Source organism: Chitinophaga sp. (assembly GCF_036569125.1).
Classification (GTDB): Bacteria; Bacteroidota; Bacteroidia; order Chitinophagales; family Chitinophagaceae; genus Chitinophaga.
In genome coordinates, this window is sequence record NZ_DATCRF010000192.1 from 1 (window position 1) to 14838 (window position 14838).

Genomic DNA, 14838 nt, shown 5'->3' on the forward strand with positions numbered 1-14838 from the left:
GCAGTATACAGGGCATGCCCTGCCACATAAAACAGTATGCCTCACATTTGATGACGGCCCCGGCGAAAGTAAGGAGAACGAGCCCGGCCCCAAAACAGTACAGCTGGCTCAATACCTTTGGGAACAGGGCATTTGCGCTACTTTTTTTATGGTTGGGAAGTTTATAGATAAATATCCTTCCATTCCGCAGGAAGTATCCCGGCTGGGGCATATAATCGGAAACCATACCTACAGCCATCAGCAGCCGTTACCGGACCAGCTCACAAAAGGCGAAGATGTAATTTCAGAAATAGCAGCAACCGACCAGTTAATAAAACAATACTGCCGGAACAATACCATCTATTTCAGGGCGCCCTGGGGAATATGGTCGGCAGCAGTTGCAGCCCATCTGAATGAAAACATAAATAACGGATTGGAGCATATAGGCCCGGTTAACTGGGATATTGACAGCAATGACTGGGCGTATTGGAGAGATGGCGGAAGTGCGGAGGATTGTGCGCAGGAATGCCTGGACAAGATACAGGAGCTAAACGGAGGCATCCTGTTAATGCATGACTCCACTGCAGATATAGACCACATCAGAGAAAATAACCGCACCTTAGAAACCATCAGGATCCTGGTTCCTCAGCTCAAAGCCCTGGGCTATCAGTTTGCAGGACTCGATAAGCTTTCCCTTACCTTCTTAGGCAGGCTGGCCACTACCAGGTTATAAGAATCCTTGATCCATTCATACAGCAGCTTATCTGAAATACCGGCGCCATGGGTAACTACGGTGTTCCAGTGTTTTTTATTCATATGGTAGCCGGGTGTTACGCCCTCATAACGCTCCCGCAGCTCTACGGCATTTTCGGGATCACACTTCAGGTTCACACTTTCAAATGCATTAATATCCGTTAAAGCAAACAGCTTTCCCATTACCTTATACACCAGGGTATCCGGGCCAAAAGGGAATTCTTCTGTTACACCTTTAAGGCTAAGACAATATTCGCGGAACTGTTCAATATGCATATTACTAATTTACGATTTTAGAGCTGATGGAAAAATATATCCACCCATCAATTAATAGGAAAACCAAAGGTCAAAAATTGTAAATTCAACGCTTCGATCAAAATCTAAACCTTTTACACTTATGAGCAGACAGCTGTGGCTGGCCTTAGCCATCCTCCTTTTATTTCCGGCTTTTGCAAAAGCTATTAATGAAGATTCCCTGTGGGTGTATGAGCATTATACCAAGAAAGAGGTGTACATCCCTATGCGGGACGGCAAGCGACTGTTCGCTTCCGTTTATCTTCCGAAAGATAACAGTGAAAAGCACCCGGTGCTTATGACCCGCACGCCTTACAGCTGCGCGCCTTATGGCGAGGATAAGTTTAAACCCTTCTGGAACAGCTATGTGCTGCAATACATGAAAGAAGGTTATATCATGGTAATAGAGGATGTAAGAGGCCGTTGGATGAGTGAAGGCACCTTTATGGACGTACGCCCTTTTAACCCCAACAAAAAAGGCAAAAATGACATTGATGAAGCCAGCGATACCTATGACACTATAGACTGGCTGGTAAAGAACCTGGCCAATAATAACGGCAAGGTGGGCGTGTTCGGCATCTCTTACCCCGGGTTTTACAGCACCATGGCGGCTTTGAGCGGCCACCCGGCCTTAAAGGCGGTAAGTCCGCAGGCGCCGGTAACAGACTGGTTCCAGGGTGATGACTTTCATCATAACGGCGCCTTTTTTGTAATGGACGGCTTCTCTTTTTACACCTCCTTTGGTAAACCGCGCCCCCAGCCCACTACCGTAGGCCCTACCGATTTTGATTACTACACGCACGACAACTATAAATTCTATTTAGAGACCGGCTCCCTTAAGAACCTGGCCCACCTCATGGGCGATAGCATTGCCTTCTGGAAAGACCTGTACGCGCATCCTAACCTGGATGAATGGTGGAAAGCCCGCAATATACGTACCCACCTGAAAAACGTACAGCCGGCCATGTTAGAAGTAGGCGGTGTATTTGATGCAGAAGATTGTTTTGGCGCCTGGAACACTTATAAAGCCATTGAAAAACAAAGCACCGGCACTAACAACCGTATTGTAATGGGCCCCTGGTACCACGGTCAATGGGCATCTAAAGACGGCACTCATTTAGGTAATGTGCGGTTTGACAGCAATACTTCCGAATGGTACCAGCAGAATGTGGAAATTCCCTTTTTTGATTATTACCTGAAAGGCAAGGGCGCCGAGCCAAAGATCGCAGAAGCAACCATTTTCTTCACCGGAGAAAACCAATGGAAGCAATTACCGCAATGGCCACCGGCTGACATGCAGGCCAAACCTATTTTCCTTCAGGCCAATGGCAGGCTGGCTTTTAACAAACCTGCCGGCGCCAATAGCTTTAGTGAATATGTGAGCGACCCTGCTAAACCGGTGCCTTATACGGAAGACGTACATTTTTCCCGTACCATTAATTACATGACGGACGATCAACGTTTTGCTGCCCGCCGCCCCGATGTGCTGGTATTTGAAACCGATCCCTTAACAGCTGATGTAACCCTGGCCGGCCCGCTGCTGGCAGACCTGGTAGTAAGCACCACCGGTACAGATGCAGACCTTGTGGTAAAGCTGATCGATGTATTCCCCGATGATTTTAAATACGAAGAATCAGCAGCCAGCGAACATCGCCGGGTGCCCTCTTCCACTTATCCCATGGGCGGTTACCAGATGCTGGTACGTGGAGAAATTATGCGGGGCAAGTTCCGCAACAGCTTTGAAAAACCGGAACCTTTTGAGCCGGGTAAACCTACGCCTGTAAAATTCAGCATGCCGGATGTAGCGCATACTTTTAAGAAGGGCCACAGGATCATGGTGCAGGTACAAAGCAGCTGGTTCCCGCTGGTAGACCGTAACCCGCAAAAATTCACCAACATTTACACCTGTGATGATAAAGATTTTCAGAAGGCTACCATCCGTATTTATCATGATGCGGAACATGCCTCCAGCGTGCAGCTGCCGGTGGTAAAATGAATAATTAACAATTAATAATTAATGGAAAAGCGCTGGTGTAGCCAATAGCACCAGCGCTTTTTTTATGTTATGATCACAAGCCTTGTTTTGCCCAGTTGATGATCTCTACATACCCGGTGGGCTGCACACTCAGATAACCGGAAAAAGGATAATCGAGGAGAATGATCAGGTAGATCACAATGCCAATAAAAGAACCCAGCATGGCGCTCATAAAAATGTGCAGCTTAAGGTTCTCTATATCCAGCATCATGGCAAACACCATTACAATAAAACCGCCGATCAATAACGGGATCCACATTTCCAGCGGTATGCCGGTGCCTGCATCCAGCTGGCGTAAGCTGCGGTGGGTAGCCAGCTCATTTAAATGACGGAAGATCTCTGCAGAACGGGTGGTTAATGCCGGTGTTTGCGGGTTCATTTGCTCCACTACCCGGAACAGCTCATCAAAGGCTTTTTTACTGCTGACCGGTGATGATTCCAAACGGGCCATGGCAGGATATTCATCCTGCACTACTGCTTCCATAAATTGCAGGTACACCTGTTTTATCTTATGGGATTCCAGCGTATCCGGGTAATACTGAATGTCGCGGTACAGGCCTTTGGCCACGCTAAACTCCATGTTGGCATGCTGGGCGGCATCATTAAAGCCATCCCACACCAGAAAGACCACAAAGGCCAGTAAAAGGCTGTATAAGCCGCCGGCACAGGAAAATATATTGCCGGTAACTTCATTGTGCGATTGCAATACGCGCATGCGTATATATTTGCGGAAAAGATAAGTGCTGCCGCCTCCGGTAACGGCAAAGAAAACGATCATGAGTACCAGCAACAAAAGCGGTGGAACGCTCAGCAGGGTATAGGACAATTGCATACGATGGTTAGATTAAGAGGGATAAAATAATTAATGATCAAATTGGCTATTTCGAGGGCAGCAAATTACAAAAAAAGGGCTTAGCAGCACTTTTTTTAACAACCGCACGTTATAGGTACTACAGAGCCATACGGCCACTACCGCAGGCTTATCCATTATTAATTATCCATTATTCCTTATCTTACTGCCTATATTTTAAAATTATGATCAGAAAATTCCTATTCCTGGGGGCGCTGGGCCTGGTAAGCTTCCAGGGCTTTGCACAAACAACCGCAAAGGCAAAACCTAAACCTAAAATGGCAACAGCCGCACCTGCTGCCTTAAAGACCAAACTGGATTCTGTGAGTTATGCCATTGGACAGGATATTGGCAACAGCCTGAAAGCACAGGGCCTGGATAACCTGAACAGCGCTTTGCTGATGAAGGCTATACAGGATGCCACCAAGAATCAAAAGCCATTATTAACAAAAGAACAATGTGATATGAGTATCAGTGATTATTTACAGAAACTGAAAGGCGAGAAATCTGCCAAGAATAAAGAAGCCGGCGAGCAATTCCTGGCTGCCAATAAAACCAAACCAGGTGTAGTAACCCTGCCAGATGGTTTGCAATACCAGATCCTGAAAGAAGGTACCGGCCCTAAGCCTACGGCTGCAGATAAGGTAAAAACGCATTACCACGGCACCCTGATCGACGGTACTGTATTTGACAGCTCTGTGGAAAGAGGACAGCCGGTAAGCTTCCCTGTAGGCGGTGTAATTAAAGGCTGGACAGAGGCCCTGCAGCTGATGCCTGTAGGCTCTAAATGGCGCTTATTCATCCCCGCCGATCTTGCTTATGGCGACCGCCAGGCAGGCCCCAAAATTGGCCCGGGCAGCACGCTGATATTTGATGTAGAGCTGCTGGAGATAGAACAGAATTAATGTGCAGATGTGCAGATATGCAAATGTGCAGATGATGGATCTACATTATCTGCACATTTTATTTGAGGAGTAATGAAATTGTACATTTGTATATTGCCTGAATGCAAATGTGCAGATGAGTTGAATAACTTATCTGCACATTTTATTTGAGGAGTAAAATTGTACGTTTGTATATTGCCTGAATGCAAATGTGCGGATGAGTTGAATAACTTATCTGCACATTTTATTTGAGGGGTAAAATTGTACGTGAGACTGTTAATTTAACTGTGTAAGGTTCCGTGTTTAGATAACAGTGCAAAGGTCAAAGTTTAAGATTACAACGCTGTTCGCCAAAAAAATTGATAAACTGTAAGAGCATAATGGGCCAGTCTCGCTGAGGCATTGTCCATTTCTTTTGGGCCTGCATAAGGCTTAGGTATACCACTTTTTCAACTGCCTGGTCATTGGGAAGCATAGTTCTGGCTTTGGTATATTTACGGATTCCCCGGTTGATATTCTCAATCAGATTGGTGGTATAAATGATCCTGCGAATCTCCAGCGGGAACTCGAAGAAGGTGGATAGCTTATCCCAATTGGCCCTCCAGGATTTGATAATGTAAGGGTATTTGCCACCCCATTGTTCGTCAAAATGCTGGAGCTGGGCCAGGGCGAGGTCTGCATCCGGTGCGCTGTAAATTTGTCGTAAGGATATAGCTGCCTGCTTTTTATCTTTCCATACTACAAATTTGAGTGAGTTGCGCAACTGGTGTACGATACAGATCTGGGTTTTAGCCTCAGGATATACTGATTTAATAGCCTCTACAAAGCCTTTTAGATTATCGGTACTGGTAATGAGAATATCTTCCAACCCGCGGGATTTCAGGTTCGTTAATACCCCCATCCAGAAAGCGGCACTCTCGTTTTGACAAATCCACATGCCTAAAACCTCCTTGTAACCGCTATTATTTAGCCCTACAGCTATCTGAACAGCTTTGTCTATAACTTTACCTTCTTGACGGACCTTAAATACAATGGCATCCATCCAAACAACCATATACACCCGTTCCAACTTTCGATTCTTCCACTGTTCAATATGCTCTATAACCCGGTCGGTAATATGTGAGATAGTCGCTTCGCTCATTTCCACCCCATACAGTTCTCTCACATGGCTTTCAATGTCCCTGGTAGTCATGCCATGAGTATACAGGGACAGCACATTGTCCTCTATCTCAGCCATTATACGGCTGCGTTTAGGAACCAGCTGCGGTTCAAAACTTCCTTCCCGGTCCCTGGGTACTTCCAGCGGAATTTCGCCCAACTTTGATTTTACTTTTTTGCGGCTATGCCCATTACGGCTGTTGGAGTATTGCACACTTTCAGGTGCATGCTTTTCATAACCCAGGTGTTCATCCATTTCCGCTTTGAGCATCTCCTGGATACCCGTTCGGTACATTTCTGTAAACAGATCGGAGAGATCTTTACTGGATTTAATTTTACCGTTTTTCAAACGGTTGGCCAGTTCTTCTTGAATGGCCTGCTGTAGCTTGTCCATAAGATAACTGATTAATTAAAGTTAAGATTTTATCGGATGGTAGCTCAGCTTTTCAATACTGCTGAGCTATCAATCCTACCATCCTAACCTTTACACAGTTATCTAAACACTACCTTGTACGTTTGTATATTGCCTGAATGCAAATGTGCAGATGAGTTGAATAACTTATCTGCACATTTTATTTGAGGAAGTAATGAAATTGTACGTTTGTATATTGCCTGAATGCAAATGTGCAGATGAGTTGCATAACTTATCTGCACATTTTTATTTTAAGGCATTCATTTGCACATCTGCATATTTGCACATCTGCACATTTAAAAGATCCGCTTCACCCGCTGTTCCAGCAGCATCAGATCTGCCAGTACCATAGCGGTTACAGATTCCAGCACTACAGGTACGCGCAAGGCAATACACAGGTCATGACGGCCTTTTACGCTAAAGCTTTCTACTTCCCCGCTTTTAATATTCAAGGTGTGCTGCTCTTTAGGTGTGCTGCTGGTGGGTTTTACCGCTACGCGGAATACCAGGGGGTTACCATTGGTAATACCGCCTACTACGCCCCCGGCATGATTGGTGGCTGTTTTGCCGGTAGCATCTAAAATAGGATCATTATGTTCCAGTCCCTTCATACGGGCAGCGGCAAAGCCGGCGCCAAACTCAATGCCTTTAATAGCCGGTATGGAAAAAGCTGCATGTGCAATGCAGGATTCTACTGAATCAAAAAAGGGTTCTCCCAGGCCAATAGGCAGGCCATCCACCACACACTCCACAATACCGCCTACAGAATCTTTGGCGGCAATGGCCGCTTCCAACCCTTCCTCCGGATCAGCATACCCGCCTACTTCTTTTAAAGCAGCTGCTACCGTAATGTTGCTGCCTAAGATCTTTTTAGCAATAACACCGGCCGCTACCAGGTTCAGGGTTAAACGGCCGCTGAAATGTCCGCCACCGCGGTAATCTTCAAAGCCGCCGAATTTTTGCGTAGCTACAAAATCGGCATGGCCCGGGCGGGGAAACTCACGCAGCTTTTCATAATCTGCGCTGCGGGTATTATTGTTCTCAAATAAAATGGTAATGGGTGCGCCGGTAGTGCGGTCGTTGAACACGCCGGATTTAATGAATGGCAGGTCTTCCTCTTTTCGTGGCGTAGTGCCCCGGGCGCCGCCTTTGCGCCGCTCCAGGTCCGGCAAAAAATCTTCCTGCTGTAAGGGAATACCTGCCGGTACCCCATCAATATTTACGCCCACACTGGCGCCATGCGATTCGCCAAAAACATTTACCCGGAATATTCGTCCAAAACCATTCATTACAATCTGATTTATAAGCGTAGAAAATAAAGACAATCAAATTCACCAGCTATTCACCCTCTATGCCTTTCCCGTTCAACCGCCCCTTTAATTATTAATTATTAATTTTTAATTCTTCATTCCTCACAGAGGCGCCGATCTTCTGCAAATGTTCAAAAAATTCAGGATAGGATTTGTTAATCGCTTCTGCATTCTCAATACTTACCGGCTTATCGGCTGTTAAAGCAGCTACTGCACAGGCCATAGCAATACGGTGATCGTTATGGGAATGTACATGTGCACCTTTAATACCGGTACCGCCATATACCAGCATTTCATCGCCCTGCAGGTCAATACGGATGCCCATTTTGCCAAACTCCTGCTGCAGGGTTATACCACGGTCGCTTTCTTTATGCGCTAAACGGCTTACACCTTTTATTTTCGTAGTGCCTTTACAGTTAGCAGCCAAAGCTACCAGCGGAGGAAACAGGTCCGGGCAATCGGTAGCATCAAATTCAAATGCTTCCAGCTTACCTTTTTCCACTATGATAGTAAAAACACCCGGCAGCATGTGCGCGCCTGCTTTTTCCAGCGCTTCCAGGATGGCTTTATCTGATTGTGCAGACTGTGTGTTCAGGTGGTGTACTTCCGCCTTACCGGCTACTGCTGCTGCTACCAGCAAAAAGGCGGCGCCGCTCCAATCCCCCTCTACGGTATATTCACCGGCGCGGTAGGTTTGCTTCTTTCCAAAATGAAAAGTTTCAAAGTTGTGCTGCTCCACCTTTACGCCAAACTGCTCCATCAGCTGCAGGGTAAGCGCAATGTAAGGTTTGCTTTTCAGGTCTGTTACAGTAATGGTGGCATCTTCCGCTACTGCGCCAAAGGCCATTAACAGGCCGGTGAGGAACTGTGAGCTGAGTGAGCCATCGATCGTAATATCTTTTGGCTGTAAGGGGCCTTTGATGTGTAAAGGCAGCTTACCCTGGCGGGTAGTGCATTCCACACCCAGCTGCGGCAGCACGGCTTCAAAGAAATCCATGGGCCGCGTGGTGAGGCTGCCATGCCCTTCAATGGTAATGGCAATATCTGCCAGCGCTGCAATGGGAGTGAACATGCGGATGCCTAAACCGGATTCCCCGCAGTTAATGCTGTCATAAAAAGGTTTTACGCCATTGCTGGTGATCTCTATATCTTCTGCTTCGCGTTTTATTTTAGCGCCCAGGTTTTCGGCTACTTCCAGGGCTGCCAGGCAATCATTGCTTAAGCCGGGGTTATGGATAACCGTTTTCCCCTTGCTGAGCAAAGCCGCTGCCACAGCGCGCTGCATGGCGCTTTTTGACGGGTTGGCAGTAACGGTGCCTTTTATTTCACCTGGTGATACGATGACTTGCATATTTTTCCTTTTTGATGGCGGAAGCAACAGCGGCTGCTTCCTGTTTACAGTTCTTGCAACAATTGTTTCAGCTGCTCAATGGGTACCGGCTTTGTTACGGCTTTGCCAAGGGATTCCAGCAGCACAAAGTGGATCACATCTTTCTCGCGTTTTTTATCCAGCTTAAAAATGTCAAATACTTTATCCTTGTTGGAGGTAAGCGTTACCGGCAGCTGGTAGTCGTTCACCAAGCGCATGAGGCGGTTGGTTTCTTCTGCCGGAAGGCCGCTTAGCTTTTCCGATATTTTGGCGGCAGCTATCATTCCAATAGCTACTGCTTTGCCATGCGCTATATTCTCGATCTTTTCCACGGCATGTCCCAGCGTATGGCCAAAGTTAAGGAAGCGGCGGATCCCTGTTTCAAATTCATCTTCCTGCACCACCTTGGTTTTCAGCTCCACAGAACGTTCTACCAGGTGTTCAAGAATATCCACATTACGCTCCAGGGCTTTATCACGGTTCTCTTCCAGGAAGTTGAACAGGTCAGCATCCAGTATGCAGGCATACTTAATGATCTCTGCAAAACCGTTATGCCACTCCTCATCCGGCATGGTGGCCGGCAAAGTATAATCAAACAAAATGAATTGCGGCTGGTTAATGGTACCCAGCAGGTTCTTGTGGTGGCCATGGCTAATACCATTCTTACCACCCAAAGAAGCATCTACCTGCGCTAACAGCGTAGAGGGCACAAAACCAAACGGAATGCCCCGCATATAAATGCTGGCGGCAAACCCGGTAAGGTCGGTGAGCATTCCCCCGCCAATACCTACCAGCATGGTTTTGCGATCGGCTTCCAGCTCTATGAGCCCGTTCACGATCTGCTGCACTACCTCCATGCTTTTGTTCTCTTCCCCATCGGGTATCACCAGCTTTTTCCAGCCGGGTAACCGTTGTCCATGAAACTGATCTACGTTTTCGTCCATCACCAAAATGGTCCTGGACATATCCACATAATTACCCAGTTGTGTCAGTTGCTCCCCCAGGTAATAGGTGGTAGTGCTTTGCTGGAATTGGTATTTGAGTGTTTTCATATGTTTGAGTTAGCGGAAAGCTGAAAGCTAAAAGCAGAAAGCCGATTGCATTATGCTTTAAGCTTTATGCTTTGCGCTTTTTGCTTTATGCCTTATGATCGTCATTCATTACACGGTTCTGGCGGTTAATGGATTCCAGGTGCACGGCATCAAAGTATTTCAGGATGAAATCTTTGGTAAGGCCCAGCTTATCACCTTTCTTGATGCTGCGGTCCAGGATCTCGTTCCAGCGGTTGGTTTGCAGGATGGTGATGTTGTTCTCTTTCTTGTACATCCCTATTTTCTCTGCTACCTTCATACGGTTGCCTAACAGCAGCATGATCTCATCATCTATCTGGTTGATCTGCGCACGCAGCTTTTCCAGGGCAGTATTGAAATCTTTCTGGTCAGTGCGCTCATGACGCCATACAATACCATCCAGTATTTCAGCCAGTCTTTCCGGTGTTACCTGCTGTTTGGCATCGCTCCATGCGTTATCAGGATCTACGTGTGTTTCCAGCATCAGGCCATCGTAATCCAGGTCCACTGCTTCCTGCGCAATTTCCTGCAGAATATCGCGGCGGCCGCCAATGTGGCTGGGATCACAGATCATGGGCAAACCGGGCATACGGCGTTTCAGCTCAATAGGCAGGTGCCACATGGGAGCATTACGGTATTCGGTATTGCCGTAGCTGGAGAAACCACGGTGTATTAAACCTACTTTGGTAATGCCTGCTTTCTGGATACGTTCTACTGCACCGATCCACAGCTCCAGGTCAGGATTAATAGGGTTTTTGATCAGCACTGTAGTATCCACACCTTTCAGCGCATCAGCTACTTCCTGCACAGAGAAAGGATTTACAGTGGTACGGGCGCCTACCCACAGGATGTCTACCCCGAAATGCAGCGCATCTTCCACCTGCTTACCGGTAGCTACTTCTATAGCAACAGGCATGCCGGTCAGTTCCTTGGCTTTTTGTAACCAGGGCAAACCCTTGGTGCCAATACCTTCAAAAGAACCGGGACGGGTACGCGGTTTCCAGATACCGGCGCGTAATACATCTACCTTACCGGTTTTAGCCAGCGCCAGCGCCGTGGCCAGCGTTTGCTCTTCTGTTTCTGCGCTGCAGGGCCCTGAAATGATCAGCGGCTTTTTGTCAGATGACGGGTCAGCGAATTTCGTTTTTGCTAAGATCTGTTCCATGTGTGTGTTTTTGGCTAAACGCTGAAGGCTTAATGCTGAACGCTGTTTGTGTTATTTGCCAAGCCTTTGCGCTTATGGATTTTTTAATTTTTGTTTATGTTAGTGCCACTTGCTTTTGCGTGAAGCGTTCAGCATGCAGCGTTTTGCTTATTTTAAAATCTTCCTGATCTTATTTGATTTCTGGATCAGCTTATAAAAGGCATCGTAATCTTCTTCTTCCAGCAGCTGTTTCATTTGCTGCAGCTGGTGAATATGTTCATCCAGCACATCCAGCACATTATTACGGTTATGCTTGAAGATGGGCACCCACATATCCGGTGAGCTTTTTGCCAAACGTACGGTTGATTCAAAACCACCGCTCGCCAGCTCAAAGATACGCCCCTGCTCTTTTTCCTTCTTTAACACCGTAAGCGCCAAAGCAAAGGAGGTGATGTGGGAGATGTGGGATACATAAGCTGTATGCAGGTCATGCTCCTCAGCATTCATATACACCAGGCGCATTTGTAAAGCATCTACCAGCGCTTCTATAATTTCCAGCGCATCTTCATCACTGTTCTTTACATCACACAGCACCATGGTGCGGTTAGTGAACAAATTAGGTATGGCTGCTTCCGGCCCGGAATACTCCGTGCCGGCCATGGGATGGGCCGCTACAAAACGACCTCTGTTGGGATGACCGGCAACGAGCTCTAAGATCTTTTTCTTGGTAGATCCCACATCCATGATCACATGTTGTGGCTGTACTTTATCCAGCATGGCGGGCAGCAGCTGCATTAATGCATCAACCGGTATGGCCAGTATAATTAACTGCGCCTGCTGCATAGCTTCATCCAGGGTAGCTGCTGCATCAATAAGCTTTAAGTCCAGCGCTTTTTTTATGTTCTGCTCCTGCTGGTCCACGCCAATTACCCGGCTGGCCATACCTTTCTCCTTCAGGCTAATTGCCAGCGATCCTCCGATTAATCCTACGCCTATTATAGCTACGACCATGTTTTACTTTTTTACTTTTTCTTTGATCCGGTCAATGGCTTCCTGGAACACCGCTTCATCCTTACACAGGCTTACGCGGATATAACCGTTACCGTTACTGCCAAAGATGCCGCCTGGGGTGATGAATACATGCGCCTTTTGCAGTATTTCATCTGTAATGGTATAACCATCTTTTGCGCCGGCCGGGATCTTAGCCCATACAAACAGACCTACCTGTTTGGTATCGAAAGTGCAGCCCAGCAGCTCCAGCAGCTCAAATACTTTTTTGCGACGGCCGCGGTAAATGGTGTTCAGCTCATCATACCAGTCCTGCCCCAGCTCCAGCGCTTTTACAGCAGCCATTTGCACGGGCTGGAACATACCGGAATCCATATTGCTTTTAAAACGCAGCACTTCATTGATCCAGGCAGCCTTACCAACCAGCATGCCTACACGCCAGCCAGCCATGTTGGATGATTTGCTGAGGGAGTTCAGCTCCAGCACCACATCCCTGGCCCCTTCTACCTGCAGCAGGCTTTCCGGTTTATCGTTCAGGATAAAGCTGTACGGGTTATCATGGCAAATAAGGATGTTATGTTTTTTGGCAAATGCTATTAATGCTTTTGCAAAGTTAGTATTGGTTACTGCGCCGGTAGGCATATGCGGGTAGTTCACCCACATCAGCTTTACCTTGCTCAGGTCTTTTTTTGATAAGGCATCCAGGTTGGGCAGCCAGCTGTTTTTTTCTTCCAGGTCATAATCCACCACGGTAGCGCCGCTCAGCTGCACGGCAGAGCGGTAGGTGGGATAACCGGGATTAGGTACCAGGGCTTCATCCCCTTCCTGCAGGTAGGTCATGCAAATATGCATTATACCTTCTTTGGAACCTATCAGCGGCAGCACTTCCGTATCTGCATCCAGGCTTACACCGTAAAAACGGTTATACCAGTTAGCCATAGCTGCGCGCAGGGCCGGTATACCTTTGTACCCCTGGTAGGCATGGGTGTTGGGCTTTTGCGCATACTCATTCAACGCAGCAATTACAGATGCATGCGGCGGCAGGTCCGGGCTGCCAATGCCCAGGTTAATAACGCTGGCGCCGGCCTTGTTCATCTCATCTATTTCGCGCAGCTTTTTTGAAAAGTAATACTCTTCCGTATGCTGTAATCTTTTGGCTACCTGTATGTTCATAAATTAATGCGTTATTCCTTTTTTATAAACACCTAATACCTTCAGGTGTTCGGTTAATGGCGTAATGTGTTCCAGGCCTTTGTTAAAGAGGTCCAGGCTTTCAAATTCCATATCTGCGTGAAAGTAGTAGGTCCACTCTTTGGCTGGTATGGGAAAAGACTGCAGCTTGGACAGGTTAATGCCGGCATCTGCAATTTTAGTAAGCACTTTGGCCAGGCTTCCCCTGTCATGCGAGGTTTGGAAGTATACCGATGCTTTGTTGGCATCCGGCGCAGGCGCGGTGCCATTGCGGGAAATAGCCAGGAAACGGGTATAGTTATTTTTAGCGGTGTGAATGTTGGGAGCAATAATATCCAGCCCAAACAGGTCGGCAGCCAGCTTACCTGCAATGGCAGCGGTGCTTTTCAGCTTTTTCTGTGCCACGTGTTTGGCGCTGAGGGCTGTATCTTCTGTTTCCACCAGCTTAATGTGCGGGTACTTTTCCAGGAAATCCATGCATTGCAGCAATGCCATGGGGTGGGAATGTACTTCGCGTATATCCTCCAGCGTTTGACCGGGCAATACCATCAGCTGTTGTTTGATCTGCAGGTATACTTCCCCGTTAATGTGCAGGCCGGAGTTCTTGAGCAGGCTGTAATTCGGCAAAATGCTGCCTGCAATCGAGTTCTCAATGGCCATTACACCGGCATCTACATCGGGTTGTTGCTTTACTTTTCTTACCAGCTCCGCAAAGGAAGCGCAGCACTCTACCGTTGTTTGCTTACCGTAATAACTCTGTGCTGCTATCTGGTGAAAAGATCCTTCAAAACCCTGTATTGCTATATTCATCGCTGTATTATTGCTGTTGTTATGTTGTTTTGTATATGGCCATAAAAAAAGGGCCCCGGAGGAGCCGGGACCCTTTTTTTGTAACTGGTTTATATTTTTTTAGTTATTACAAAAGAGTCCCGGCCTTCTCCACGTAAAAGAAGTAAAAGAAAAAGTAGTAAAAGTAAAAACCGGAACGACGCTGTAACATTGCTATTATTTTAAATAAGAAAGGGCCCCTTTTTCAGGAGGCCCTTTTGCTAGTTTCTTTTATATTTTGATACTTACAAACGACCTCCTATTTCCGGAACCAGAAATAATAAAAACCATAAAAGTATCCAAAGGTCGCAGTGCGTATCATATTGTATGATTGTTTGCCCGACAAAAATACACCGTGCTTTTTATTATCCAAGCACCGGCACTAAAAATTACATTTTATTCAATAAAAGAGAGCAAAAGGCAGTTTTCATTCAAAAAAACAAGCAGAAAAGGGCATGGTTTAGGAGGAAATGGCTTTTATAAGTGTATAAAAGACAGATAGTTGTATTAGCAAATATTTTTGAAAGAGTCCATGGTCGATGGTCCATAGTCC

Annotated in this window: 13 protein-coding genes; 3 read left to right on the forward strand and 10 right to left on the reverse strand. The window is 46.8% G+C overall.

Annotated features, from left to right (window positions below; genetic code table 11):
* Positions 1-712: polysaccharide deacetylase family protein (locus VIM87_RS06920; RefSeq protein WP_331996273.1), on the forward strand; the 712-nt coding region annotated here is incomplete at its 5' end.
* Here VIM87_RS06920 and VIM87_RS06925 read toward each other — a convergent pair.
* Positions 646-1008, reverse strand: coding sequence for an MmcQ/YjbR family DNA-binding protein (locus VIM87_RS06925; RefSeq protein ID WP_331996274.1), 363 nt, complete (start codon positions 1006-1008; stop codon positions 646-648). The two genes, VIM87_RS06920 and VIM87_RS06925, sit on opposite strands and share 67 nt — an antisense overlap.
* Positions 1009-1129: 121 nt before the next feature.
* On the opposite strand from VIM87_RS06925, the gene VIM87_RS06930 reads away from it, so the two are divergent.
* Complete coding sequence (locus VIM87_RS06930; protein WP_331996275.1) at positions 1130-3022, forward strand: CocE/NonD family hydrolase; 1893 nt, start codon at positions 1130-1132, stop codon at positions 3020-3022.
* 73 nt (positions 3023-3095) lie between these two features.
* Here the strand turns inward: VIM87_RS06930 and VIM87_RS06935 are convergent, their stop codons facing one another.
* Positions 3096-3893 carry a hypothetical protein gene (locus VIM87_RS06935; RefSeq protein ID WP_331996276.1) on the reverse strand — a complete coding sequence of 266 codons (798 nt, stop codon included), beginning with the start codon at positions 3891-3893 and terminating at the stop codon, positions 3096-3098.
* A 203-nt stretch (positions 3894-4096) separates the two neighbouring features.
* Here VIM87_RS06935 and VIM87_RS06940 point away from each other — a divergent pair, with 203 nt between their 5' ends.
* The gene (locus VIM87_RS06940) at positions 4097-4816 is read left to right on the forward strand and encodes an FKBP-type peptidyl-prolyl cis-trans isomerase (protein ID WP_331996277.1); all 720 of its coding nucleotides are present in this window, start codon (positions 4097-4099) and stop codon (positions 4814-4816) included.
* Between the two features lie 301 nt (positions 4817-5117).
* Here the strand turns inward: VIM87_RS06940 and VIM87_RS06945 are convergent, their stop codons facing one another.
* The 8 genes from VIM87_RS06945 to VIM87_RS06980 form a co-directional block, all read right to left on the reverse strand.
* Positions 5118-6347 carry an IS256 family transposase gene (locus VIM87_RS06945; protein WP_331996278.1) on the reverse strand — a complete coding sequence of 410 codons (1230 nt, stop codon included), beginning with the start codon at positions 6345-6347 and terminating at the stop codon, positions 5118-5120.
* A 314-nt stretch (positions 6348-6661) separates the two neighbouring features.
* Positions 6662-7654, reverse strand: a complete 993-nt coding sequence (locus VIM87_RS06950; protein WP_331996279.1) for a chorismate synthase — start codon at positions 7652-7654, stop codon at positions 6662-6664.
* Positions 7655-7748: 94 nt separating this feature from the next.
* Positions 7749-9026 (reverse strand): 3-phosphoshikimate 1-carboxyvinyltransferase, encoded by a 1278-nt coding sequence (gene aroA, locus VIM87_RS06955; RefSeq protein ID WP_331996280.1) that lies wholly within the window; start codon positions 9024-9026, stop codon positions 7749-7751.
* A 44-nt stretch (positions 9027-9070) separates the two neighbouring features.
* Entirely contained in the window at positions 9071-10096 is a 1026-nt protein-coding gene (aroB, locus tag VIM87_RS06960) for a 3-dehydroquinate synthase (RefSeq protein ID WP_089913741.1), read from the reverse strand.
* Positions 10097-10181: 85 nt separating this feature from the next.
* A complete protein-coding gene (locus VIM87_RS06965) occupies positions 10182-11279 on the reverse strand; it encodes a chorismate mutase (RefSeq protein WP_089913743.1) in 1098 nt (365 codons plus the stop codon).
* A 147-nt stretch (positions 11280-11426) separates the two neighbouring features.
* Positions 11427-12269, reverse strand: coding sequence for a prephenate dehydrogenase (locus VIM87_RS06970; RefSeq protein ID WP_331996281.1), 843 nt, complete (start codon positions 12267-12269; stop codon positions 11427-11429).
* Between the two features lie 3 nt (positions 12270-12272).
* Positions 12273-13439 carry a pyridoxal phosphate-dependent aminotransferase gene (locus tag VIM87_RS06975; RefSeq protein ID WP_331996282.1) on the reverse strand — a complete coding sequence of 389 codons (1167 nt, stop codon included), beginning with the start codon at positions 13437-13439 and terminating at the stop codon, positions 12273-12275.
* 3 nt (positions 13440-13442) lie between these two features.
* The gene (locus VIM87_RS06980) at positions 13443-14267 is read right to left on the reverse strand and encodes a prephenate dehydratase (protein WP_331996283.1); all 825 of its coding nucleotides are present in this window, start codon (positions 14265-14267) and stop codon (positions 13443-13445) included.
* Positions 14268-14838 lie beyond the last annotated feature (571 nt).